At 59.8% G+C, this 24,003-nt stretch carries 21 protein-coding genes; 14 read left to right on the forward strand and 7 right to left on the reverse strand.

From position 1 onward, the window contains the following. From Q8O80_RS13065 to Q8O80_RS13085, 5 genes are all read left to right on the forward strand, one after another. Nucleotides 1-685 (forward strand): S1 RNA-binding domain-containing protein (locus Q8O80_RS13065; protein ID WP_305579892.1); only part of this gene is annotated, 685 nt, incomplete at its 5' end. A gap of 380 nt (nt 686-1,065) precedes the next feature. After that, nucleotides 1,066-1,728: a TetR/AcrR family transcriptional regulator gene (locus tag Q8O80_RS13070; protein ID WP_305579894.1), complete on the forward strand. Its 663-nt coding sequence runs from the start codon at nt 1,066-1,068 to the stop codon at nt 1,726-1,728. Between the two features lie 31 nt (nt 1,729-1,759). Continuing rightward, nucleotides 1,760-2,692 (forward strand): TAXI family TRAP transporter solute-binding subunit, encoded by a 933-nt coding sequence (locus Q8O80_RS13075; protein WP_305579895.1) that lies wholly within the window; start codon nt 1,760-1,762, stop codon nt 2,690-2,692. 21 nt (nt 2,693-2,713) lie between these two features. Further along, nucleotides 2,714-4,663: a TRAP transporter fused permease subunit gene (locus Q8O80_RS13080; protein ID WP_305579896.1), complete on the forward strand. Its 1,950-nt coding sequence runs from the start codon at nt 2,714-2,716 to the stop codon at nt 4,661-4,663. Nucleotides 4,664-4,667: 4 nt separating this feature from the next. Then, a complete protein-coding gene (locus tag Q8O80_RS13085) occupies nt 4,668-5,534 on the forward strand; it encodes an amidohydrolase (RefSeq protein ID WP_305579898.1) in 867 nt (288 codons plus the stop codon). A gap of 19 nt (nt 5,535-5,553) precedes the next feature. Here Q8O80_RS13085 and Q8O80_RS13090 read toward each other — a convergent pair whose 3' ends face one another. Beyond that, nucleotides 5,554-6,732 (reverse strand): LysR family transcriptional regulator, encoded by a 1,179-nt coding sequence (locus tag Q8O80_RS13090; RefSeq protein WP_305579900.1) that lies wholly within the window; start codon nt 6,730-6,732, stop codon nt 5,554-5,556. Continuing rightward, nucleotides 6,729-6,887 carry a hypothetical protein gene (locus Q8O80_RS13095; protein ID WP_305579902.1) on the reverse strand — a complete coding sequence of 53 codons (159 nt, stop codon included), beginning with the start codon at nt 6,885-6,887 and terminating at the stop codon, nt 6,729-6,731. Before Q8O80_RS13095 ends, Q8O80_RS13090 begins: the two co-directional genes overlap by 4 nt. Before the next feature lie 166 nt (nt 6,888-7,053). Here Q8O80_RS13095 and Q8O80_RS13100 point away from each other — a divergent pair, with 166 nt between their 5' ends. From Q8O80_RS13100 to Q8O80_RS13130, 7 genes are all read left to right on the forward strand, one after another. Further along, nucleotides 7,054-7,794, forward strand: coding sequence for a PIG-L deacetylase family protein (locus Q8O80_RS13100; protein WP_305579904.1), 741 nt, complete (start codon nt 7,054-7,056; stop codon nt 7,792-7,794). After that, nucleotides 7,794-8,762, forward strand: a complete 969-nt coding sequence (locus Q8O80_RS13105) for a VOC family protein (RefSeq protein ID WP_305579906.1) — start codon at nt 7,794-7,796, stop codon at nt 8,760-8,762. Before Q8O80_RS13100 ends, Q8O80_RS13105 begins: the two co-directional genes overlap by 1 nt. Next, nucleotides 8,759-9,430, forward strand: coding sequence for a 4-carboxy-4-hydroxy-2-oxoadipate aldolase/oxaloacetate decarboxylase (locus Q8O80_RS13110; protein ID WP_305579908.1), 672 nt, complete (start codon nt 8,759-8,761; stop codon nt 9,428-9,430). The genes Q8O80_RS13105 and Q8O80_RS13110 overlap by 4 nt, the downstream gene beginning before the upstream one ends. Continuing rightward, on the forward strand, nt 9,423-10,478 hold the full coding sequence (locus tag Q8O80_RS13115; protein WP_305579910.1) for a 4-oxalomesaconate tautomerase: 1,056 nt from the start codon (nt 9,423-9,425) through the stop codon (nt 10,476-10,478). The genes Q8O80_RS13110 and Q8O80_RS13115 overlap by 8 nt, the downstream gene beginning before the upstream one ends. Before the next feature lie 84 nt (nt 10,479-10,562). Continuing rightward, nucleotides 10,563-11,552: a TRAP transporter substrate-binding protein gene (locus Q8O80_RS13120; RefSeq protein ID WP_305579912.1), complete on the forward strand. Its 990-nt coding sequence runs from the start codon at nt 10,563-10,565 to the stop codon at nt 11,550-11,552. Next, complete coding sequence (locus Q8O80_RS13125) at nt 11,545-12,069, forward strand: TRAP transporter small permease (RefSeq protein ID WP_305579914.1); 525 nt, start codon at nt 11,545-11,547, stop codon at nt 12,067-12,069. The genes Q8O80_RS13120 and Q8O80_RS13125 overlap by 8 nt, the downstream gene beginning before the upstream one ends. Further along, nucleotides 12,066-13,370: a TRAP transporter large permease gene (locus Q8O80_RS13130; protein WP_305579916.1), complete on the forward strand. Its 1,305-nt coding sequence runs from the start codon at nt 12,066-12,068 to the stop codon at nt 13,368-13,370. Before Q8O80_RS13125 ends, Q8O80_RS13130 begins: the two co-directional genes overlap by 4 nt. A 59-nt stretch (nt 13,371-13,429) precedes the next feature. Here the strand turns inward: Q8O80_RS13130 and Q8O80_RS13135 are convergent, their stop codons facing one another. After that, nucleotides 13,430-13,873 (reverse strand): MarR family winged helix-turn-helix transcriptional regulator, encoded by a 444-nt coding sequence (locus Q8O80_RS13135; protein WP_305579918.1) that lies wholly within the window; start codon nt 13,871-13,873, stop codon nt 13,430-13,432. Nucleotides 13,874-14,034: 161 nt separating this feature from the next. Between Q8O80_RS13135 and Q8O80_RS13140 the strand changes: the two genes are divergently transcribed. Further along, entirely contained in the window at nt 14,035-15,948 is a 1,914-nt protein-coding gene (locus Q8O80_RS13140) for an FAD-binding monooxygenase (protein WP_305579920.1), read from the forward strand. A 480-nt stretch (nt 15,949-16,428) separates the two neighbouring features. Here the strand turns inward: Q8O80_RS13140 and Q8O80_RS13145 are convergent, their stop codons facing one another. The 4 genes from Q8O80_RS13145 to Q8O80_RS13160 all read right to left on the reverse strand — a co-directional run bounded on the left by Q8O80_RS13145 (nt 16,429) and on the right by Q8O80_RS13160 (nt 21,466). Continuing rightward, nucleotides 16,429-17,475, reverse strand: a complete 1,047-nt coding sequence (locus tag Q8O80_RS13145) for a TniB family NTP-binding protein (RefSeq protein ID WP_305579922.1) — start codon at nt 17,473-17,475, stop codon at nt 16,429-16,431. 6 nt (nt 17,476-17,481) lie between these two features. Beyond that, a complete protein-coding gene (locus tag Q8O80_RS13150) occupies nt 17,482-19,701 on the reverse strand; it encodes a hypothetical protein (RefSeq protein ID WP_305579924.1) in 2,220 nt (739 codons plus the stop codon). A gap of 10 nt (nt 19,702-19,711) precedes the next feature. Further along, nucleotides 19,712-20,557: a hypothetical protein gene (locus Q8O80_RS13155; RefSeq protein WP_305579926.1), complete on the reverse strand. Its 846-nt coding sequence runs from the start codon at nt 20,555-20,557 to the stop codon at nt 19,712-19,714. A gap of 342 nt (nt 20,558-20,899) precedes the next feature. After that, a complete protein-coding gene (locus Q8O80_RS13160) occupies nt 20,900-21,466 on the reverse strand; it encodes a hypothetical protein (protein ID WP_305579928.1) in 567 nt (188 codons plus the stop codon). A 702-nt stretch (nt 21,467-22,168) separates the two neighbouring features. Between Q8O80_RS13160 and Q8O80_RS13165 the strand changes: the two genes are divergently transcribed. Then, nucleotides 22,169-24,003 (forward strand): AAA family ATPase (locus tag Q8O80_RS13165; protein WP_305579930.1); only part of this gene is annotated, 1,835 nt, incomplete at its 3' end.

The raw sequence follows: 24,003 nt of genomic DNA on the forward strand, positions 1-24,003 counted from the left end.
GCCGCGCCTGGGGCAGCGCACCTTTGAGCAGAGCGCCGGCTTTCTGCGCATCACCGATGGCGCCGAGCCGCTCGACGCGTCTTCGGTGCATCCGGAAGCCTATGGCGTGGCGCGCAAGATTGTTGCCGCCTGCGGCCGCGACCTGCGCAGCCTGATGGCCGACAAATCGGCCCTGGCCGGTCTTGATCCAAAGGGCTTTGTCGATGACCGCTTCGGTCTGCCTACGGTGCGAGACATCTTTGCCGAACTGGAAAAGCCCGGCCGCGACCCGCGCCCTGCCTTCAAGACTGCGACCTTTGCCGAAGGTGTGGACGACATCAAACACCTCAAACCCGGTATGATGCTGGAAGGCACCGTCACCAATGTTGCCGCCTTTGGCGCCTTCGTCGATATCGGCGTCCACCAGGATGGGCTGGTGCACGTGTCCCAACTGGCCGACAAATTCGTCAAGGACCCCCACGAGGTCGTCAAGGCGGGCGACGTGGTCAGGGTCAGGGTTGTCGAGGTCGACGTCCCACGCCAGCGCATCGGCCTCACCATGCGCCGGGAAGTTGACAATACAGCCCCGCGCGACCGGCCCCGCGATCAGCCCCTGCGGGCCAATCAGCGCCCACAACAAGAGGCGCCCAGCAGCATCGGCGCGCTGGGCGATCGGCTGAACGAAGCAATGCGCAAAAAGCAGTAGATCGCTCGATACAGCACACAATTAGCGTTCTGCAGTCGGGCGATTTGTGAGGCCCTCCTCCCGCGGTCCTCATGCCGGCTGCCTTCATGAAGCCAAGCCAGTTCGGATTCGAACGGGGTGGGTACACTCGAGCTGCGCTTTTGTGAGCGGCGCCGCCGCGTCAGTGACGGCCCACGACTCGTCGCGGGCGCTTCCTGCAGATCAATCAGCTGCGCCACCCCACTGAGCAAGGACGGGTCGGAATCGCTCGCAATGACGCACGCCGGAATGGAAAGCCGTCTGGCCGACAATGACCATTGGCTGGCGCTGGGCAGCAGTTGACTCTCTATTTGTACGAACGTACAAGAAATATGAACACTCGTACAAAACGGGGGGAGGACATGTCCAAGGCAAGTGTGCGCGAAGCGCTTCTGGCGTCGGCGATCAAGCTGTTCTCCTCGAACGGCTACAGTGCCGTATCGCTGCGTGAGATCGCCAAGGCGGCAGGCGCAAATGTCGGCAGCCTCACCTACCATTTCGGCTCAAAGGCAGCTTTGCTGCGCGAAATCTACCAGCGCCATACCGTGCCCATGAATAGCCGTCGCCTGGAACTGCTGGGCGAGGCGAGACGCGTGCACGATGCTGATGATCGTCTGAACGCGGTTCTGCGCGCCTATGTGATGCCGGCATTCTCCTCATCGTCAGATCATGACGGTGGCGGTGCCGAATTCACCCGCATGCGCGCCGTTCTGTCGGCCGAGGGCAATAGCGATGCCCGCGAGATCATCGCCGGGGCCTTCGACAGCACCAGCCATGCCTTTCTCGAGGCGATCGGCGACTGCCTGCCGGGCGCGTCCAAGGCCGATCTGGTCTGGCGCAGCCACTTCCTGCTTGGTGCCCTCTACTACGCCCTCGTCAATCCCGAGCGCGTCACCCGTCTGTCGGGTGGCGCGGTCGATGGAGCCGACCGCGAACTCGCTGTCGAGCAGATTGTGGAAGCCAGCTTTGCCAGCTTCCGCGCGCTTTCTGCCGAACCCGTGTTGCGGCCTACTGAAATGGCATGACGCCATTGTTTTTTACTCAAGGGAGAAGACTGTGAAACTTTCGAAACTGATCATCTGCGCTGGTCTGGCGCTAGGGTTGGCGGGAACGCCGGCACTTGCCCAGGAGCGCATTTCCATCGGCACTGGTGGCACTGGTGGCCTGTTTTACATCATCGGCGCCGGCATGGCCGAGATGCTCAACCAGAACATGCCTGATGCTTTTGCCCGCGCAGAAGTCACGGGCGCCTCGGTGGAAAACATCCGCCGCGCTGCGGCAGGTCAGATGACGATGGGCTTCTCCTCGTCCTCTACCCTGTACGAAGCCAGCGTAGGCCAGGGCCCGTTTGAAGAAGCCTTGCCCGTCGCGGCCATGGCCTATCTCTATCCAGCAGTGCTGCAGATCGCCACCACGGCCGATACCGGCATCCAGACCATGGTTGATCTCGCCGGCAAACGCATCAATCTGGGACCACCGGGTTCAAACTCTGCCGTTCTTGGCCAGCGTCTGCTGGAAGCCCACGGTGTTTTCGATCCGGCCAATGTCCAGTTCATTTCCTACAATGAAGGCACCACGGCGCTGATGAATGGCACGCTCGACGCCACCGTCGTGCTGGCCGGTGCGCCGACCGCCGCCCTTATCGATCTGGGTGCGCAGCGCGAGATGCACCTGATCCCCATCGACGCCGACGCTGCTGCACCGATGATCGTGGACTACCCATTCTATCAGTACTACGAAATCCCCGCCGGCACCTATGCTGGCCAGGATGAGGCCGTACTGGCCATCAACGATCCGGCCACGATCTTCACCGTCGCTGACGCCGATGAGGAAACGATCTACCAGATCACCAAGGCCATTTTCGACAACCTCGATGAATTGGGCGCTATCCATCCTCAGGCGGCCGATATCGCTCTCGCCACGGCGACCAACACGCCGATCCAGCTCCACCCCGGCGCGCAGCGCTATTTTGACGAGGCCGGCCGGTAGGTCGGACCAGCAATGGCCATAATGTCTGAAGCTCTCGACAAACTCCTCTTGCGCGGCGGGCATGGTAAGGGCCGAGGAGCGATCATCGTATCGCTCCTCTATGCCCTGCTGGCTGTTGCGATCACGGCGCTCGTGATCTATGGCGCTTTTTTTGGCGGTATCACCGCTCTGCTGTTGCGCTCCATGTTCTATTCGCTGGTTGCTGCCGCGGGCCTGATGGTCGTCGGCCTGTCAGCCCGCTCGCGGATATCGCGGGTGCTCTGCTATATTCTGGCTGCCATCGCCCTCGTACCGGGCCCCTATCTTTGGTACTCCTATCTCGACATCATCCAGCGTGGCGCGCTCTCCACCTGGATGGACGAAATCATGTTTCTCGCGCTGTGCGCGGTGACCTTCGTGCTGGTGCGCAAAACCCTGGGTTGGGCGCTGCTTGTGCTGTCCACACTCGCCATCGGCTATGCGCTGTTCGGTTATCTCATTCCGGGCAAATATGGCCATGGCGGCTACGATCTGGCGCGCCTCTCCTCGACGCTGTTCCTCTCCACCGAAGGCTTTTACGGTGTGCCGATGGGCGTTGCGGTCGAGTATATCTTCCTGTTCACCCTGTTGGGTACGCTGCTGATGAAGATCGGCACTGGCGAGATTTTCGTCGATATCGCCCGTGGCCTGACGGGCCGTGTCCAGGGCGGACCAGGGCTTTCTGCGGCCCTGTCCAGCACCTTGTTCGGTACTATCAATGGTAGCGCTGTCGCCAATGTGGTGACGACGGGAACCTTCACGATTCCGCTGATGAAGCGGGTCGGCTACTCCCCGGTAACGGCGGGCGCCATCGAGGCTGCCGCCTCGTCGGCGGGGCAGATCCTGCCCCCGATCATGGGCGCTGCGGCCTTCCTGATGGCCGAAATCGTCGGCGTACCCTATTCTCAGATCGCCTTGGCGGCGCTGGTTCCGGGCCTGCTCTACGTGCTGGCATTGATGATCGCCATCCGCCTTGAAGCCGGCAAACTCAATCTGGAACGCGACACCGCCGGCGGCGTCGCGTTCTTGCTGGAAGCGCTGAAGACCCGGGGCTATCTGCTGCTGCCGCTGGTGGGCATGATTGCGCTGTTGTTCGCAGGCACGACACCAACTCGCGCGGCGGTCTATTGCATCGTGCTGGCGCTGGCCATCAGTCCTTGGCACAAGCAGACAAGGGCGAGCGTGATCGACCTGGTCCAGGTCTGCCGGGACACGCTGGTCTCCACCATGCCCATCATTGCAGCAGTCGCAGCAGCCGGCGTGGTCATTGGTGTGCTCAATCTCACCGGCGTCGGGCTCATGCTGTCCAGCCTGATCGTCGAAGTTGGCGCCGGCAATATCTGGGCCATCCTGCTCCTGACGGCGCTGGCCTCCTTTGTGCTGGGCATGGGCTTGCCAACCTCGGCCGCCTATCTGCTCCTGGCTGTCCTGGTGGCCCCGGCCTTGACGCGGTTGGGCATGCCCGCAATCTCGGCCCATATGTTCATTTTCTACTATGGACTGGTATCGGCCATCACCCCACCGGTGGCGCTGGCGGCATATGCTGCAGCCGGCATTTCAGGCGCCGATGCCAATGCGACCGCAGTGGAATCGATCCGGCTGGGCTTTGTGAAGCTGCTGATCCCGTTTCTGTTTTTCACCATGCCGGGCATTCTGATGGTCGGCAGTGGCGTGCAGATTGGCTTGGCCATCGTGCTGGCGACCCTCAGTACGATGGGCCTGACTCTGGCGTTCTCGGGCTGGCTCGTGCGGCCTCTCAGCTGGCCGGAACGCGGCATCTTGGTCCTGGGAGCCTTGCTGACCGTCTGGCCAACTGCCGTTGATGCCGTTGACCTTGCTACCTTGTCCGCGCGAGCCGTCGGCATAGTACTGCTGATCCTCACGACGCTGCGCTTGAGCGTGGCAACGCCTGCTGCGGCCCGGCCGCTATCACACGAACCGACGAGCATCTGACTCCATGAACCTGCCTTTCCACCCCAATCCCAAAAAGCCCGATCTCGTGCTGCCCAAGGGCGCCTGCGATGCCCATTGTCACGTCTTTGGTCCTGCGGCTGTGTTTCCCTTCGCCCCGACCAGCACCTATCAGCCCGAGGATGCGCCAAAGGAAAAACTCTTTGCCCTGCATCGCCATCTGGGCATTGATCGTTCCGTTATCGTGCAGGCCAGCTGCCACGGCAGCGATAATGCGGCCATGGTCGACGCGCTGATGGCGGGCAAGGGCAATTATCGTGGAATCGCCATGGTTGATGCGACGGTTTCCGATCAGGAACTGGGGCGCCTGCATGATGCGGGCGTCCGCGGCGTCCGCTTCAACTTCGTCACCCACCTTGGCGAGGCCGCCGACAAGGATATGGTGCGGGCCATGGTGAAGCGTATCGCTCCGTTTGGTTGGCACATTGTGGTGCATTTCGATGCGCATCGGCTGGAAGAGTTGGCGCCCTTCCTCAAGGAACTCGAACTGCCCATGGTCATCGACCATATGGGTCGTATCGATGCCAGCGCCGGACCCGAGCAACTGGCCTTCCGCCTGCTGCTTGAGCTGATGGAAGATGAGCGTTTCTGGGTGAAGGTCTGCGGCTCCGAGCGCATCTCGCGCGCCGGCCCGCCCTTCCACGATGCAGCCGAATATGGTCGCCTGCTGGTTGAGCGCTTTCCGACCCGGGTGCTGTGGGGCACCGATTGGCCGCATCCCAATATCAAGGCGAATATGCCCGACGATGGCGAGCTCGTCGATCTGCTCAAGATCATCGCCCCGTCGCCCGCAAGCCTCCAGGCACTGCTGGTCGACAATCCGACGCGGCTCTACTGGCCTGAGCAGATCTAGCGCATCTGCCTGGTGCGGCTCAGGGGCCGAGGTCAGCCACCGTGGCTCGAAGCGCCTGCAAAAACTCGTCCTGGGCCCGCGTGGGGGTCCAGCCGGCCCGAACGGTCAGGCCAATCGAGCGCGATGTATCCCCAAGCCGCAGCGGCAGGCGCGCAACGGCACCCAGCTTGATGTCCGATTCAATCTGCAGCCCCGAAATGAACCCCAGGTGATCAGAGATTTGCAGCAATTCGCGCATCAGCACCATTGAGCCTGTTTCAATCAGGCTGATCGGTCTGGTGCTGCTGTCGGGTGCGAACAGTTGGTTGAATTGCTGCCGGGTGGGCGTGCCCTCAACTGCAACCACCCAGGGATAGGCAGCCAGTTGGGCGAGTTGCACACTCGGCTGGGTCAGCAACGGGTGATGACGGCCGCAGACAACCACCAGTTCGTCGTCAAACAGCGCTTGCTGGACAATGTCGCCGATCGGCGCAGGATCGCGCATGGCGCCGATCAGGAAATCCACCTCACCGCGTCGCAAGCCGGTGATCAGATCGGCATAGGGGCCATCGAGTGCCTGGATCGGCAGGGTTGGGCGCTGTTGCCGGAAGCGGGCAATAGCACGCGGCAAGATCAGCGAACGCGAGAGCGGCATGGCCCCGACGACAATGCGGCCGACTTCGCGGCCCAGCAATTCGCCGAGATCTGCCTCGCCCTGATCAAGTTCGGCAAAGGCCAGCTGGGCAGCCCGGGTCAGCAGTTCCGCCGCCCGGGTGGCGATCATGCCGTGCGCGGTACGTTCGAACAGCGACCGGCCGATTTCCTGCTCAAGGTCGGTGATGGCCCGATGCACGGTGGGCTGGGCCAAGCCGAGCCGTCGGGCGGCCAGTGTGAAATTCTCGGTCTCGGTGACCGCAATCAGTGCCGTCAGTTGCGCCGCGGTGGCGGTGATGCGCAGGCGTGGGGCCAATTCCGCAAGCGCTGGATCGAGCAGGCGAAAGGCGGTGCGGACGCGCAGCGCCAGCACCGTACCGGCTGGAGTGGCAAACAGACCATGGCTGGTGCGCTGGAACAGCTCGGCTTCGGCCTGCCGCTCCAGCTTGCGAATGGCCTGGGTCACAGCCGGTTGGGATACGTGACACATCGCCGAAGCGCGTGTGATGGAGCCGGTGTCGAAGACCGCCAGAAAAGCGCGCAGATGGCGCAGATTGGCTCTCATGACCTTGCGGCCAATAGGGCATCGAGTGCCGGGCGGGCATGCTGCGCGTTGACGCCATCGGCGTATGGTGCGCGCGACGGTAGTTGCCAGCTCTGCGTCGAGGCCCGGCTGGCCGCGCCAATACCGGCCAGCGCAATCGATCCAGCGGTCACCATCTGCATATCCTTGGCTGCATAGGGAGGAGGGGCCTCGCCAGCGTACAGGTCCCACCGTCAAACGTAAATCGCTATAGCCTATACTTATGGCTGGCCCGAGATTTGGATTTGGTTTTCTCGATGCGGCGATGCGACATTTAACCAGCTTAAGCATCAGGAGAGTGAGTTGACCCAGTCCAAAGCCAAGACCGCACTTGTCATCAGCGCTCATGCCGCCGACTTCGTCTGGCGCTGCGGTGGGGCCATCGCCCAACATGCGGCCCGGGGCTATGAGGTCACCGTCGTCTGCCTGTCATTTGGCGAGCGGGGTGAGTCTGCCAAGCTGTGGAAGCAGCCCGACATGACCCTCGAAAAAGTCAAATCGGCGCGGCGCGGAGAAGCTGAACGGGCGGCAGAAAAACTGGGTGTGCATGATCTGGTCAGCATGGATCTGGGCGACTACCCGCTGCGCCTGAACGATGACGACAAGTATCGCCTGGTCGATATCATTCGCGCCGTGCAGCCGGCCTTCATGCTCAGCCACTCGCAATATGATCCCTACAATACCGATCACATGTACGCCACTCAGGTCGCCCTTGAGACCCGCATGATTGCCCAAGCCTGGGGTCACAAACCCGGCGAGAAGGTGCTCGGCGCGCCACAGCTCTATCTGTTCGAGCCGCACCAGACCGAGCAGATGGGGTGGAAGCCCGATGTGTTTCTCGACGTTACGGATGTCTGGGACAAGAAGCGCGCCGCCATCGAATGCATGGAAGGCCAGGAACACCTTTGGGAGTTCTATACCCGGGTCGCCCAGAACCGGGCCAACCACTTCCAGCGCAACTCGGGGGGGCAGTCGGGCGGCCGCGCCTCAAAATATGCCGAAGGCTTCCAGTCGATCTTTCCCCGCACCGTGGATGAGCTCTGATGGAACCCTGCTTTGATATAGCCCATCTCGGGCATGTCGAGATGTTCACCGACAAGTTCGATGAAAGCCTCGACTTCTTCACCCGCGTCTATGGCCTGACCGTGTCGGGCCAGGACGAAAATTCGGCCTATCTGCGCGCCTGGGACGATTATGAGTTCCACACGCTCAAGCTGACGCGCCATCATACCACCGGCGTCGGTCACATCGCCTATCGCGCCAGCTCGCAGGCAGCGCTGGACCGCCGGGTGGCTGCCATCGAAGCGAGCGACTTCAAGGTGCTCGGCTGGGTCGATGGCGACCTCGGTCACGGTCGGGCCTTCCGCTTTGAAGATCCTTCCGGACATGTGTTCGAAATCTACTGGGACACCAAGCGCTATGTCGCGCCGGAAGCCGAGCGCCCCAAACTGAAGAACCTGGCGCAACGCTATCACGGTCGCGGTGCCGCGCCCCGTCGGCTGGATCACCTCAACCTTCTGGCCGCCGACGTTTCCGAGTTCCGCCGCTTCATGGAAACCTGTCTGGGCGCCCGCGTTACGGAAATGATCCAGCTGGACAATGGTCGGATTGGCGGCTGCTGGTTCACGGTCAACAACAAGACCTATGATCTGGCCTGCACCGAAGAGCATGGCGGCGGGCAGGGCCGGCTGCACCACGTCACCTATGCCACCGACACGCGCGAGGATATCTTACGGGCCGCCGACATCTTTCTGGAAAACGGCGTGCATATCGAAACCGGGCCGCACAAGCATGCCATTCAAGGCACGTTCTTCCTCTATGTCTGGGAGCCGGCCGGCAACCGCGTGGAACTTGCCAATGCCGGCGCCCGCCTGATTTTGGCGCCCGACTGGCAGACGGTCGTCTGGACCGAAACCGAGCGCAAAAAAGGTCAGGCCTGGGGTCTGAAAACCATCGAAAGCTTCCACACGCACGGCACCCCACCCGTAGCCAAAAAGGAGAATGAACAATGAGTGTTGTTGTTCAGACCATCGCGCGCGCCACTGCGGCGACCATTGACGGGCTGGCTGCAGCGGGTGTTGCCACCTTGCACGAGGCGCAGGGCCGCAAGGGCATGCTGGGGAGCCATATGCGGCCCATCTATGCCGGTGCCCAGATTGCCGGTTCTGCCGTCACCATTTCGGCCCCGCCGGGCGACAACTGGATGCTCCATGTGGCCATCGAGCAATTGGCGGCGGGCGACATTCTGGTACTGGCGCCAACATCACCCTGCGACAATGGCTATTTTGGCGATCTGCTCGCGACCTCGGCCATGGCGCGGGGCTGTCGCGGACTGATCATTGACGCCGGCGTCCGTGACATCCGCGACCTGACCCGCATGGGCTTTCCGGTGTGGTCCAAGGCGATTTCAGCGCAGGGCACGGTCAAGGAAACCCCCGGTTCGGTCAATGTGCCGATTGTCTGCGCGGGCGCACTGGTTGAGGCCGGTGACGTCATCGTGGCCGACGACGACGGTGTTGTCGTGGTGAAGCGCGACGAAGCCGAAGCGGTTCTGGCAGCGGCCAATAAGCGGCTGGCCAATGAAGAGAGCAAGCGCCAGCGTCTGGCTGCTGGTGAACTGGGGCTCGATATCTATGGCATGCGCGAAACGCTGGCGGCCAAGGGGCTGAAATATGTCTGAAGGCGGCATCCCCTGCCTGTGGATGCGGGGCGGCACCTCCAAAGGCGCCTATTTTCTGGCCAGCGACCTCCCGTCAGAGCCGACCAGCCGCGACGCGCTGCTGCTGGCCATTATGGGCAGCCCTGATCCGCGTCAGATCGACGGCATTGGTGGCGCTGATCCATTGACCTCCAAAGTGGCGATCCTGTCGCCATCGACCCGACCGGACGCCGATATCGACTATTTGTTCCTGCAGGTATTTGTCGACCAGGCGCTGGTTTCGGGCGCGCAGGGTTGCGGCAATATCCTGGCCGGCGTTGGCCCTGCGGCGATCGAGCGGGGTCTGGTGCCGGTTGCGGGCGATACTACCCCGGTTCGCATCCACATGGTCAATTCCGGTGAAGTGGCGGTCGCGCAGATCCAGACCCCCAATGGCCGCGTCAATTACGCGGGCGATGCGCGCATTGATGGCGTTCCCGGCACGCATGCCGCGATCCCCCTGCTGTTTCAGAACATTGCCGGCGCCATGTGTGGTGCCCTGCTGCCCACTGGCCGGGCGATCGACGTCATCGACGGCGTGAACTGCACCCTGATCGACAATGGCATGCCTTGCGTCATCATGCGGGCCAGCGATTTTGGCCTGTCGGGGCAAGAAACCCGTGAGGCAATCGAAGCCGACACCGCGCTCAAGGCCCGGATCGAGGCGATCCGGCTGGCGGTGGGGCCGCTCATGAACCTGGGCGATGTGCGCGGGGCTTCGGTTCCCAAGATGACGCTGGTTTCGCCGGCGGTCGCGGGGGGCGCCATCAACACCCGCAGCTTCATTCCTCATCGGGTGCACGCTTCTGTCGGAGTGCTGGCCGCCGTAACGGTCGCCACGGCCTGCCTGATTGAAGGCAGCGTAGCCCAACCATTGTTGGTTATTCCGGCGGATGGCCGCTTTCAGATCGAGCACCCCACCGGGGCCATGGAGGTGTTTCTTGAAATGGCCGAGGACGGCGGCGTCAAGGCGGCCGGCACCATCCGCACCGCACGCAAACTGTTCGATGGGGTGGTCTACCCCCGCTGAAACCATGCTGCATCAGCGCCAGGAACAATCCCGGCGCAACGAAAATAAAACTTAGCCAGTTAATTTACAAAGGGAGAATTCAACATGAATATCAAGAGCTTGACAGCGGTGCTAACGGCCGCACTGGCACTTGCGGCGTCGTCAGCGATGGCGCGTGAACTTAAACTGGCTGATTTCCAGCCGCCGACCCACTTCGTTCTGGAGCAGGCATACAAGCCTTTTGCTGACGCAATCGCCGAGAAGACTGGTGGTGAGGTGACCGTCAGCATCTTCATGGGTGGTGAACTTGGCCCAGGGCCAGCGGAGCAATACAACCGCGCCGTCGATGGGGTTGCCGACATCGTGTTCGGATTGCCCGGCTACACGGCGTCAAATTTCCCAAAAACCCTGTTGGCGGAGTTGCCCGGGGTCATCTCTGCAGAGACCGGAACGGCCCAGATGCTTGCCAATTTGGATAAGCTTTCGGATGAGTATCGCCGTGTTGTCTTGCTCGGGATCTGGAACAACGCACCTAATCTGCTGTTCATGGCTGAAAAGCCTGTCCATAGCCTCGAAGATCTCAAAGGGCTGAAGCTCAGGGTTCCCTCGCGCAATGCCGGGCTGGTCGTGGAAGCCTGGGGTGCAACACCCGTTTCGATGCCGGCGACTGAAATCTACAATTCCATGCAAACTGGGGTGATTGATGGCGCCATGATAGACGCGACAGCCCTAAGCGCGTTCCGACTGGCCGAAGTGACCAAATACGTCACCAGTGGCATGGAGACTACGATCTCCGACTTTTTCCTGGTCATGAACCGCGACAGTTTCGATGATCTGTCCGCTGAGCAGCAGGAAATTGTGCTTGAGGCTGGCGGTGAAGCTGCCATCAACGGCAATGCCGCCTGGCTCGCAGTTGCCGACAAGGCGATGGCAGATTTTGTCGCCACCGATGGCAAGGAACAGATCACGCTTTCGCCTGAGGAAGCAGCGCGATTTAACGAAATCTCTGCGACTGTGGTGGAACAGGTAGTCTCCGAAGCAGATGCGAGCGGGCTGGATGCTCGGGCCTACGTCGAAGCCCTGCAGAATGATTGACCACGAGGCCGCAAACGCGCCACGCGGATTGGCCCATTCGACACCAGTCGAATGGGCGGTCCGCCTTCTCAACATACTCTCTTCAGCGGCGCTGGTGGTCCTGCTGGTAGCCACCTCCGTTGGCGTGATCATGCGATATGTTTTCGCGGCGCCCATTCTGGGCAGCAATGAGATTATCCAACTGGCCTCCATCGCTTTGGTGATGCTGGCAATGCCTGCCGCCGCGCAGCGGGGCGACCACATTCGCGTCGACGTGTTCGATGGCATTATTGGCCCCGTGGGACGGTTTCTCGGCGATCTCCTGTCACGTGGCATTGCCATATACCTGCTCGGCCTGCTGGCCTTGCGTTCCTGGTCGAAGATGCAGGACGCGGCTGAATTTGGCGATGCCACCAATATGCTCGCTATTCCGCTGTGGCCGTTTTACGGGCTGCTCGTGCTCGGAGCGACGCTCTATGCAATTGTGCTGGCCCTTCAACTTGTTGATGTGCTGCTAACCGGGAGCGCCGAGAAGTGAGTGATTTCCTGATTGGACTCAGTGGCCTCGGCATCATGTTCATTCTCATGATCCTGAGAATGCCGGTGGGCATGGCCATGCTTGCTGTTGGATTTTTCGGGACCATGATCCTGAACGGCAGCCGCTCCGCCAATGCGCTGCTGGTGACAGAGACGTTTTCGGCGACCTCGAATTATTCCCTGACCGTCGTGCCGCTTTTCATTTTGATGGGCAATATCGCTTCGGCGGCAGGCTTTAGTCGCCGCTTGTATGAGGCGGCCTTCGCCTGGGTGGGGCGGCTGCGCGGTGGGCTCGCCTCCGCATCGATTGTTGGCTGCGCGGCCTTCGCCGCGGTGAGCGGTTCGTCCGTAGCCACCGCAGTGACCATCGGCAAGGTGGCGCTTCCGGAGATGAAGCGCTTTGGCTATTCTGACGGACTGGCGACTGGTGCGATCGCCGCGGGGGGAACGCTGGGATTTCTGATCCCACCCTCGACGGGTTTTGTGATCTACGCCATTTTGACCGAACAGAGTATCGGCCAGCTCTTTATGGCCGGTGTGCTGCCGGGCCTGCTGTTGACGGTGCTTTTCATGGCCACAGTCACCCTTGTCACCTTGCGCAACCCGGCAGCGGGGCCACGGGGTGCTGAGGTGCCAATTCGCGAGCGTTTTGTGGCGCTCCTGCGCGCCTTGCCGTTGATCTTTGTTATCGTCACCTCAATTGGCGGTATCTATCTTGGGGTATTCACGCCTGTTGAGGCCGCAGGAATCGGGGCCGCGTTGGTGATCGTCATGGCACTGTTGTCGGGCAAGCTTGACAGGGAATCAGTCGTCAGAGCTGTTTCTGACACCATACGCACAACCGCCATGCTCTACCTGATCATCATCGGGGCCAATTTGCTCAATCCATTTCTGGCACTCACCCATTTGCCTGCCACTCTGGGCGAAGCGATGATGTCGACGGGGCTGGGCCCATACGGCGTGCTGCTGCTGATCGTGGTGGCCTATCTGGTGCTCGGCATGTTCATGGATGGGCTGGCGATGCTGGTGGTGACGGTTCCGATCTTCTTCCCCATCATCATGTCACTGGGTTTTGACCCGATCTGGTTTGGCGTCATCGCCGTGATTGTCATCGAGATGGGCATGATTACGCCCCCGGTGGGGTTGAACGTCTTCGTGGTAAAAAGTGTGGCCGGCGACGTCCCCATGGCGACCATTTTCCGTGGTGTACTGCCGTTCTGGTTCGCAATGGCCGTCGGCCTGCTGTTGATTGTCATATTCCCGCAGATTGCTTTGCTCATCCCGCAAGCGATGTTCCGGTAAAAGGCCCGCGATATCATGGGCCCCATGGGATGAATTCCCGGGGAAAGCTGGTGTCGACCTCAGCTTTCCCCGAGGTGGCCCGCAGACCTCACGGCCTTGGACGCCAAGGCAATGAACTGACGATATTCATCATCATCAAGGCCGGGAAGGATTTCTTTCTGCAGGTCTTCGACGATCGGAAACAGGGCAGCAATGACGGCCTCGCCCTCCTCGGTAAGGGCCAGTTCCCGCGCCCGCTTGTCGCGCGTACTGATAACGCGCGTCACAAGTCCCTTCTGCTCCAGGCGGTCGGCTACGGCCCCAACAGTTGCGCGATCCTTGCTGATGGCCAGGGCGAGGCTTGCCTGGTCAATTTTGGGGTGGTGGCGGAGCGTGTCGAGCGCCGCAAACTGAACGGGCGTCAAATCGTACCCCGCCTCGAGAACGCGCTGCAGGAACACATGTGTCGACACCTGATGCAACCGTCGGATGAGGTGACCCGGCATTCTGGAACTGATCGTCATGGAGGTTGAACTGTTCATTGGCCGGCCCCGGTGCTGCCTCGTGTGAGGCACAACTAGCAAAAAAATAGAACGTACACATACTTTTTTATTGACGAGTGATCGACAGGGATGCGTATAGTAAGTTCACTTATTAAATGTCCTGTTGATGTAAGGAATGGCTGATGCAGTTTCACCTCAATGGTTTTCAACCGGGTGATCCCGATGTCTTCGAAGCAGCCCCGGGACATGCGGAGCCTGGTGCCGGCCTTCCCGAAACAGTTGACGTACTGATCGTGGGTTGCGGTCCCGCTGGCCTTACACTCGCCGCGCAGCTATCGGCGTTTCCACATCTCACCACGGCCATTGTCGAGCAGAAGGCGGGCCCCATGGTAAAGGGGCAGGCGGATGGTATCTCGTGTCGCTCGATGGAGATGTTTCAGGCCTTCGGGATCGGCGAGAAGGTTATGCGCGAAGCCCACTGGGTCAACGAAACGACATTCTGGAACCCCAACCCTGACAATCCAACGGCAATTCACCGGACCGGCCGTATTCAGGACGTGGAGGAGGGGCTGTCGGAAATGCCTCACGTCATTCTCAATCAGGCCCGGGTGCACGACCGTTATCTGGAAATCATGCGCAACTCTCCGTCGCGCCTCGAGCCGCATTATGCGCGAAAACTCGTTGGCCTGACGGTGGATGAGGACGGTGCGGCATACCCGGTCACGGTGACACTGGAGCGTGTTGATTCAGAAAACGCGGGGCAGACCGAGACCGTCCGCGCTCGCTATGTTGTCGGGTGTGATGGTGCCCGCAGTGTGGTGCGTGGCGCCATCGGGCAGGAATTGCGTGGTGACCGCGCCAATCAGGCCTGGGGGGTGATGGACGTTTTGGCAGTGACCGATTTCCCAGACTATCGATTGAAGTCTCTGATCAAATCTGCCGATGAGGGCAATATCATTATCATCCCGCGCGAAGGGGGTAATCTGGTTCGTATCTATATCGAGATGGACAAACTCGTCGAGAACCAGCGCGTGTCGGTAAATACCGTGACCGTCGACAAGCTGATTGATGCGACCAACCGCGTGCTCAGCCCCTTCAGCATTGACGTCAAGGAGGTCGCCTGGTGGTCGATTTATGAAGTGGGGCACAGCTTGGCGGACAAGTTCGATGATGTTCCCGCCGACAATACCGACACCCAAGCGCCCCGGGTCTTCATAGCCGGAGATGCGTGCCATACCCATAGCGCCAAGGCAGGCCAGGGCATGAACGTGTCGATGGGCGATACTTTCAATCTGGGCTGGAAACTGATTGCTGTTCTGGAGGGGCGCTCGCGGCCCGACATTTTGCACAGCTACGCGGCGGAACGACACAGGGTCGCCAAGGACCTGATTGATTTTGACCACGAATGGTCCAGGATCATCAGTGCACCGCCCGAGGCGGGATCATCGCTGGAAGAAACGCCAAAATTCCAAAGCTATTTCATTGAGCATGGGCGTTACACCGCTGGCCTGTCGGTCAAATACGAGCCTTCGGTCTTCACCGGGCAACCGCTCTGGCAGCACCTTGCGACGGGGTTTGAGATCGGATCGCGGTTCCACTCTGCGTCGGTGGTGCGCCTCGCTGACGCCAGGACCATGGAGCTTGGCCACACGGTGCAAGCCGACGCCCGCTGGCGCATCTTTGCCTTTTGCCCCGACGAGGATCCGTCCGTGCAGGGTTCGGCAATCAACAAATTGTGCGACTTTCTCGCCAACGCGCCCAGCTCTCCGGTACGAAGATACACTGGCGCGGATGCCGATATCGACTCGGTGATCGATACGCGCGCCGTGTTCCAGCAGGCGCATCGCGCCTTGGCACTCCAAACCCTGCCGGCCTTCTTGTTGCCGCGCAAAGGCAAGCTGGGGCTGGTCGATTATGAGAAGATGTTCTGTCCTGATCTGAAAAACGGCCGGGATATTTTTGAGCTTCGCGGCATCGACCGGCAGAAGGGTTGCCTGCTGATTGTCAGACCTGATCAACATGTCGCGCAGATTCTGCCATTCGACGCGCATGGGGAGCTCGCAAGCTTCTTCGACGGCTTCATGCTTCCGGCCTAGATGGCGGACTCATGAGCGCGCATTTCGATGCGCCTCACGTGCTTGAGTTGGTTGAGAAGCGCTCGATCAGGTTGCGCCGGCGGTAGAGTTCGGGGTCGACCGAACGCTGGACCTTGCGGTCACGCTGGGTAGGGATGTGGGCGCGACCGCCGGTGCTGCGCCCAAATCTACGAGATACTGCCAGTCATAGCCGCGGTCGGCCCTTGGGGTTGACCTTGGAAAATCCGTATCGCTCGCAACAGCTGTTGCGACTGAATCGGATTTTCCAAAAGCCCACTGATATCACTGCACTTTTTCCAATAAGTTGAGATCCAACTTTCCTTACGTCGAAACTGGTTTTGCAAATGGTCCAAAAAAAGGGGCCGCGTGTCTGCGACCCCGTTTCCTGGCTCAGTAGGACCAAACCTCTCGTTCGTTTGAGCAGTGCACGGCCCTAAGGTCACGCCTATCTTGATCGTCAGCGACTGCAGAGCAGCGGCGTCACTGACGAGGGGACGCCTTTTTTGGGCCGTTCATTTCGACAAGAGCCTGCAGTACGTCAGGATTGCTCCCAATCCCAGAAGTGTCGACTGTGGCCCACGTGTCGGAGACGAACGGGTTCCGCTGGTCGTCGTGCGAACTGGCTGTACTAGCGTAGACAGCGCCAAAGTGCTCGATTTCCAGTCGGCTTGAGCCGTTGCGTACGGCTTGCAATACAGCCAGCTTCGCGATGGTGATCGCAACACCTCGGGCATCATCGGCGGCGTGTGCTAGCCGCTGCATCGGTAGATCGTCCATGTGAAGCTGCAGCTGTAGCCCAGCGGTTTGACAGAGCTTGCCGATGCCATCAAGCAAGCTGGCATATTCACCAGCATCGTTTCGCATACGTCCGATATTGATGACGTCACAGCGATCCTTGATATGGTGCATGCCTTCCATGGCCAGCTCGCTCATCACCTCGGGTAGGCCGATCAAGACTAGGGGCAGGGGCCAAACCGAATGGTCTAGCATGTTGCAGAATGCTGCCTGAATCTGGCGTTTTTCGACATCCCTGGAGAATTTTCCGGCACGCGATGGGGAGAAGGACCACTGCCAGTTGTCGATGGCAAGTTGGGTTACCGCAGCTTTGTCGAGGCGATCCGAGACTTTTGACCAGGCCAGGTCCGTGGTCATCTTGCGAGTCAGGGGATAACCCATGACCGCAAGGATCGCACGCGCCATGCTCGACTGGGTAAAGACATTGGGCGCTTCGATCATGCGGCTGTTGGGTTCAATCGCTTGCCCATCCACAGACTCAACTGGCTCTACGGCTTCTAAGCACTGCGCCACCAGATCCGTTTTTCCGCTGTAGTGTTGACCTGTGACTATGATCCCGCGGACAGGATGGCGATTGTTTGCGCCCCACGGCTGTGCCTCGTCGATCCGGACTGCCACAGATTCGTGCTGCCGCTGCAGCATGGCGAGCAGCTGGCTATACTCGGGCACAACGAAGCTCACTTGGTTTAGGCGCTCTGCAAGACGGATGGTGTTGTCGGTGTTTTTGAGCAAGTGGGTCTACCTACGGCTACGGGGAATGCGACGGACTGGCGCTACTGGAAGGGCGGTGGGTGTTTCGTCAGGCGATGGCTGGATTTCCGCTCTTTTTGTCGGCTTGCTTGAAACGGGCTCGTCTGGAGCAATCGAAGAAGAAACCTGAGCGGCATGGGAAGCAGTGCGGGTAATCACGGTACCGAGCTCGCGGGATGAGCCCGAGACGCCGGGCTCGGCGCCGATAGGGGCTCGGTCATAGACCACGTAGGTGCGCAGCATTCCTTCGGCCTTTTCCATCATGGCCGGCGTCCAGTCGAGATCAGTAAAGCCGAGGTGACGTTCGGCGCGCCGGGCCGCGGCATCGATTTCCAACAGCGCGGGTGCCACGAAAGTTCGGAAGTCTATTTCTGCGTGTTCACCTACCTCTCGGGCATTGCGGTCACCCAGTTCAATCCAAGTTTGTAAATCGATATCTGCCAGCTCGGGCGGCCCTGGAATAGTGACCCATCGGTTGTCGATGTTTACGGAAATCCGCCCCAGATTCATCGGGTCGACCTTAATTTTCATCATGTGCGGTCCACGATCCCGCAGGGGCTTGGCCAGCCACACAGAACTGTATTCGATGTTCATGAAGCGCAGGCCTGCTCGGGTCAGTTTGCGATCAAACACTTTTCCGAACGCTAGTCGTTGAACGTCCGGGTTTGGCGCTGCCTTCGGTTGCACTTTTAGCGCCATCTCCAGTTCCCGGGCTGGAGAAGGACGTTTTGCGCGACCTTTCAGGCGGGGCTCGTGGTGATACACGTCGACGATGAAGCGAACGAATAGCCTCATGAAGAAGTCAGCCACTATGGCGGCGCGCTTCTGCGGATCGTTTTCATGTCGAGACAAGATGTTGCTTCCCGTCCGCGCGATGAAATTCTGCACGAACTTGGTGTCAATCGTTTGCAGGACTCGTTCCACTGCCCCGCGAAGCCACGCAAGCCCAGCGGCCTTGTGGTCGACGGAGTTTGCTATTACCCAGCCGGCTTGCATGTAAATTTCGTTCCACAGCGCCGAACCAGAATCCTGCGCCAAGATCTCAACTCCGATCGGAGGGCCCCAGTCCGAGGTGCAACCCGCGGCGCGCGCTAAAGCTGAACGGTCGGTCCCAATCATTCGTAGGCACTTTGTTGTTAGGGCGGCAGTCTCTCCTGTGGGCGCCGCTGTGAGGCCAAATATATAGCCCGTCGCGTGATCCATGGCGGGCACTATGCGAAGGCGCACGGTGTTCACATCCAACGAGAACATGCGCTGCACATTCGGTTCCAGCAGCGTGTGTACATGCGCTTCCCAGCCGTCGAGAACAATTTCCTCGCCCGGACGAGTAAACTTCGGCCCCCGCCCTACCAGGCGAAGAGCATTGTTGGTTGTCTTCGGACCCCGTCGCGTAAACATCTTGGCAAATTCGGGAAGCTCATCGATGGCCTTTCGCACCATGTAGGGGGTCGCAAGAGGAATCTGATTACTTTCTGCAACCAAAGCGTTCCTTGAGACGATCTCGGCATTAATGAACTTCAGGACGCCATCATAGGTTCGGTACGATTCACCTGCGTAGGCAACGCTGCTTTCCTTCACTATAGCCCATGTGCGCTGATCCAGTGCTTTGCCGCCGCCGCAGTTCTTCGTCCACTGTGGGACAAGTGTCTCCGGCACTGGATTGGCCTCCCAGCGCTTCATGAGGTCCCATAGTGATCGCGGGGTCAAAAGGATGCGCTTCTCGTCGATATCCAGATGCTGTTTGGTGCGGTCTTCGGAGAGGCTGCCATGGTGCAGTTTGCGGCCTGGTTTTGGTTCGGCGTAGTCCGTTTCACCATGGTAGTTCCGGTAGCGATCGATCACCTCAGGTCCTTTGACTGCGATCACCAGCTTGCAAGACCTTTGCGTGATGTCCTCGATAAGCCCAATCTGGAGCGCCTCCTTCACCGCTGATACCCACATCATGGACAGGGCCGTCCGGCGGCGTTTGGAGACGGTCATTACTGACATATCCAAGAAATCGATGATCTCTTCCCTGATTTTTAGCTTGCCGGATTTCACAAGTTTTGACAGTTCGTCCTTGATCAGGACGTCGAACAGGGTGGGATCATTTCTGCCGGTAATATAGTACTCCGTGGGCGTTTCATCTTCGACGCGCCATTCCTCGCCCTTCTGAAAAATGAGTGAAAAGGGTGTGATCTCCACCAGCGAAGCCTTGGGATTATTCATGTGACAGCTCCTATAAATTGGTGGAAATTGATGTGCCGGACGTGTGACTGGTAGGCGCCTTAAAGACAGGCAGGTGAGCAACTCGAGTGAAGGCATTGATCAGACCAGGTGGGTGCCAGAGGATGCCCTTTGCGATCAGATATACTGCCGTGCGGAAAGTTCGCTGGATGCCTCCATGAGGCAAGCAGAGGTCTTCAAGCGTGACCGGTTCGTGGAGAAGCTCGATGGCGGCAGCCATCTCGTCTTTCATCACCCAGTGTTCATCACACAACACCGAGTGAATGAGCCGGCCATTCGCCACCGCCCATGCGGGCAAGTCGCGATCTGTGATCATGGCTGCACTGTCGGCGACCGACGTGGGCATTTGCTGGAAAATGGTGTTCACGGTCTCCAAGTGATTTTTCCGGATCGCAATCGGCGCCGGTTTAAAATCCTTGAGCACCCTGGTTCCGTCGGAATAGGTGATCCGTGCATCCCAGTATGCCGACCTCTGTTTTCCTGCCGCATCCGTATACTTCCACGGCCCGAACTGGGGCTCGATTTTGACCACGTTGGGGTCACGGAGATCTTGATAGAGACCCTTCATTTCCAGGTTGCCTTCTGCCCTTTTGATGCTGTGATCGATGGGGTCTTGGTAGTCGATCGTATTGCGACGCGAGTTTTTTCTGGGCACGCCAATGGAGCGGCCAGGAGCCCCCTTATCGGAGGAGGTCTTGATGCGGATGACCGGTTCCACGCAGCAGATCGTGCTGTGGTCTGCACCCTGAGAAAAGTCCCAGACGAAGTCGTCATCAGGTAGTGGCTTCAGGATCGGCCCTTTAGCGCCGCCGTTTTGCAGTTCGGCAATGATGCTCATAGCGAGTGCTCCCTGCGCGAAGTGGCGTAGGGCAGAGTGATGCCATCGGGGCACTTGTGGGTGGGGGCAGAGCTTTCAGGATTCTTTGACACGACTTCTCCTTCGCCGTGCCTTCCACAACCGCCTCCTGGCCCTTGACGAAAGAGCTATCAGGATGCATGTTGAGAGTGCACAGCCCATTTGCTTTGGGGTGTTGGCCGCCTGGTTTTTGTAGGACTTGGGCGACCGCTTTGAATTCGGGATGTCTCAGGCTCCAACCTGAGACATTTTCGTTTTCCGGCTATGGCGACATAGAAATCTCCTTCAGTTCAGATCTTTTGCTGCGTTATTTCGGCATTGAGTTCAGGCAGGCTTTGCCCCTCTCCGGCGAATGGGTGTCCAGATTGTCAGCACTCCGCAGACATCGATCTGCAGCGTGCCATCGGCGATGAGGGCCAGGAGCTCGTCGGCGTTGCCAGCCGCGTCCAAAATGGCGCTTAGCAGCTTGCCAAGGGTCGTTGGTCTCTCGTCTGCCGTCAGTTCGAGGGCCGCCATTCGAGACTGAATCGTTACCTGTGTGTTACGCTTTGCCCAGATCAGGCTGGCATTAGCGTAACCCGGCAGCGCCGTGGTTTGCTCGCGTGTCAGCACTCGGTCGTACCTCATAGTGTCATCCTTTCCTGTTGGCCGGCCGATGCGAATGGTTTCCCAGCGCACACCGACCTTTCGGCGGTAAATGCAGTCCTGACCAACTTCTGCGCCGTGAGGCGAGAGGTGAGCAGGCGCCAGTTCCGATACCCGCTCATCGAGCGTGTCGAGCACCAGCACGATCCGGCAATATCGGTGCCGGTAGTGGATGGCCTGCGGCGCCTTGAAGGACCGAAAGCCGGGGTAGCGCAGATGGAGCGCAGTATTTTGGTCGAGCGACATCGTTGACCGAATTCCTTCAGCAGCCCCGTACTCCGACCCTGGCAGCTCGGGGCTGGCCACCAGGGCGTTCTCTGGATGAGATTTGAGGAAAGCCGAGACGTCCCGGTTCCCGACGACGATTGTGTTTCCGGGGCGAATGCCGGGTCAACAACCGAGGAAATCGCTTAAGTTCTGAACAACTATTTCAGAACGATCACCACTTCCAAACTCATCGGGTCTCTTCCTTCCGTGCTACGTGAGGATAACTTTTGCGAATACGCAAAACACCTTGCTTTATCACGTAACCTATTCAAAGATCATACCTTTTTGCTCGTCTTGATACTGCTGTCCGGCATCGCTCCAGACGGAACGACATCGGTCATCTGCGGGACGCAATCAGCACTGCCGCGGGCACGCTTTGTGCCGTATGGTTTTGCCGAATGCGGATTGTGGTTGGAAGTTGGGCGTGGCCCGACGCTCACGCTGGTGGCGTGCTATCGCTCTTGGTCGCGATGACAAGCCGGCTCAATCGAGCCGATGGGCATCGGTCATGTCTGAGGGGATAGAAGCGTCGGTCAGCTAACCGTGACCAAAGGAGGGACACGGTCGTTCACGACAACGACGAGCAGCTTTTCGATGCTGGTTTCGGCATATTCGGGCATGGTGTCTCTCCTTTCTGATGCTCAGCCTGCCGCAAAGAACTGGTTCTGACCATCCAGAATTTTGCTTGTTTCGGAGTGGATTAGCCGATGGGTTAGCAAATCCTTACGGAAATCGCTGGTACGCACGGCCCCAGGGGACGATGCAGGACAGGAAGGCGAGGAAAACCCCTCTTGCATTATGTTCGCTATATGTTCCATACTCGATCAGCTTATTGCGCATGCAGCGCGCGATGTCAGGGCCAGGCTCTGGGCGGTTCACCAACATCCGTTTTTCGCGCCCAAAGTGGGCAGGAGCTGCACTATGAGCACCCCCGGCACGTCATCCCTCCAAAGCGAGGGCACACCCATCCACAACTCATCAATCGGCCGACGCCTGGCACTCGAGATGCTGGACAACCTTCGCCGAAGGACAGCAGACAGGCTTGCGCAGGACGCCGGCAGCGAAGAAGACGCGGTGGCAATCGCCGAAAAACTTCAGGCAAACATGCGGCTGCCTGTCGATAGGGCGGCATATACAATCGCGCTGGCGTACTGCCTCGCGCCGCACTTTGCGACCATGAAGTCGTTGGTGGCGACCCAGGCCTTTGTGGTCATCAGGACACGAAATGGAGATGATGCCGCCACTGTGGGCGATGTCCTTGCCGACGCGGTCGTCTTGAAGTCGGGCAGGGTGAACCACAATCCTCGCTACGGTCTTGGACAAGGAGATAGCTTTGTCATCCTTGCTGATGCGGGCGGTCGACATGATCGCATTTCGGTCCGCATCATCGCCCAAGCTGCCGAGCAGCGCCTGCCCATCTTCGGCACCATGTCAGCCGACGATCCAACGCCGGACGCGCTTGCGGGTGCCGACCTTGAGCTGCAGCTACCGCCAATGTCTCCTGAAATGCTGGCCGTGCTCTTCGAGGCTGCCCATGATGAAGTTCCAGGTGGCGTGCTGAGCTTCTCCTCTGCCGAGAAGCTGCGCACCGAAAACCTGGTGGCGCATGTCCGCCGCGGTCGGACGGCGACCGAGTGCTTGTCGGGGCTGCAGCAGGCTGTGAACCCGCAAATAGCGCTGCCCCACGCTCAAACCGATTTGCTCGGCGATCTGCATGGCTACGGTGCCGCCAAGACCTGGGGGCTCGAACTGGCTCAGGATTTCGAGCTATGGCGTAAGGGTCGGCTCACCTGGGACGAGGTTGACCATCGAGCAGTCGTGCTTTCGGGCCCGCCGGGGACGGGAAAGACCTCATTTGCCGCTGTCCTGGCCGCAACCCTGAAGGTGCCGTTGATAGCGACCAGCGTGGCTGAATGGAATGCACGAGACAATTTGTCGGGCACGCTGAAGCGAATGCAGGCCGTGTTTGAGCAGGCAGTGGCGCAGGCACCGAGCGTTTTGTTCATTGATGAGCTCGATGGAATCGCCAGCCGCGACACGCTTGAAGGGCGCTACAGCGAATACTGGACCCAGATCGTCAACCGGATGCTCGAGCTCGTCACGAATGCCATGGGAACTGCAGGGGTGGTGATCGTTGGCGCCACCAATCATGTCGATCGAATTGATCCGGCCCTGACGCGGTCGGGGCGCCTCGATGAAATCATTCGCATTGAGCTCCCTGACGCTGAAGCAATCGCCCATATTCTGGCGCGGTATGCCGGATTTGATGTGTCCCGCCAGGAACTGAGCGGTCTAGCCGAGCGACTCGTCGGGCAATCCGGAGCGGATATCGAGAAGTTGGTTCGGGCCGCCAAAGCCGCGGCCCGCAGGGCAGGGCTGGCGTTCACCGTCAACGAGCTGCACGCGCAGGTGCCAGATCCCGATGAAGCGCTGTCGCCGCAGATGCGCCGGCGGGTTCAAGTGTACCGGACTGGTCAGCGCATTGTGGCCCAGGTGCTTGGGCTGGCAGAGATGGC

The organism is Devosia sp. (assembly GCF_030689745.1).
Lineage (GTDB): Bacteria > Pseudomonadota > Alphaproteobacteria > Rhizobiales > Devosiaceae > Devosia > Devosia alba.

Bases quoted from the DNA above. Each gene is read 5' to 3' on its own strand.
- Q8O80_RS13070 (WP_305579894.1), top strand. From the start codon at position 1,066: ATGTCCAAGGCAAGTGTGCGCGAAGCGCTTCTGGCGTCGGCGATCAAG.
- Q8O80_RS13080 (WP_305579896.1), top strand. From the start codon at position 2,714: ATGTCTGAAGCTCTCGACAAACTCCTCTTGCGCGGCGGGCATGGTAAG.
- Q8O80_RS13085 (WP_305579898.1), top strand. From the start codon at position 4,668: ATGAACCTGCCTTTCCACCCCAATCCCAAAAAGCCCGATCTCGTGCTG.
- Q8O80_RS13090 (WP_305579900.1), bottom strand. From the start codon at position 6,732: ATGAGAGCCAATCTGCGCCATCTGCGCGCTTTTCTGGCGGTCTTCGAC.
- Q8O80_RS13095 (WP_305579902.1), bottom strand. From the start codon at position 6,887: ATGGTGACCGCTGGATCGATTGCGCTGGCCGGTATTGGCGCGGCCAGC.
- Q8O80_RS13105 (WP_305579906.1), top strand. From the start codon at position 7,794: ATGGAACCCTGCTTTGATATAGCCCATCTCGGGCATGTCGAGATGTTC.
- Q8O80_RS13110 (WP_305579908.1), top strand. From the start codon at position 8,759: ATGAGTGTTGTTGTTCAGACCATCGCGCGCGCCACTGCGGCGACCATT.
- Q8O80_RS13115 (WP_305579910.1), top strand. From the start codon at position 9,423: ATGTCTGAAGGCGGCATCCCCTGCCTGTGGATGCGGGGCGGCACCTCC.
- Q8O80_RS13120 (WP_305579912.1), top strand. From the start codon at position 10,563: ATGAATATCAAGAGCTTGACAGCGGTGCTAACGGCCGCACTGGCACTT.
- Q8O80_RS13125 (WP_305579914.1), top strand. From the start codon at position 11,545: ATGATTGACCACGAGGCCGCAAACGCGCCACGCGGATTGGCCCATTCG.
- Q8O80_RS13135 (WP_305579918.1), bottom strand. From the start codon at position 13,873: ATGACGATCAGTTCCAGAATGCCGGGTCACCTCATCCGACGGTTGCAT.
- Q8O80_RS13140 (WP_305579920.1), top strand. From the start codon at position 14,035: ATGCAGTTTCACCTCAATGGTTTTCAACCGGGTGATCCCGATGTCTTC.
- Q8O80_RS13150 (WP_305579924.1), bottom strand. From the start codon at position 19,701: ATGAATAATCCCAAGGCTTCGCTGGTGGAGATCACACCCTTTTCACTC.
- Q8O80_RS13155 (WP_305579926.1), bottom strand. From the start codon at position 20,557: ATGAGCATCATTGCCGAACTGCAAAACGGCGGCGCTAAAGGGCCGATC.
- Q8O80_RS13160 (WP_305579928.1), bottom strand. From the start codon at position 21,466: ATGTCGCTCGACCAAAATACTGCGCTCCATCTGCGCTACCCCGGCTTT.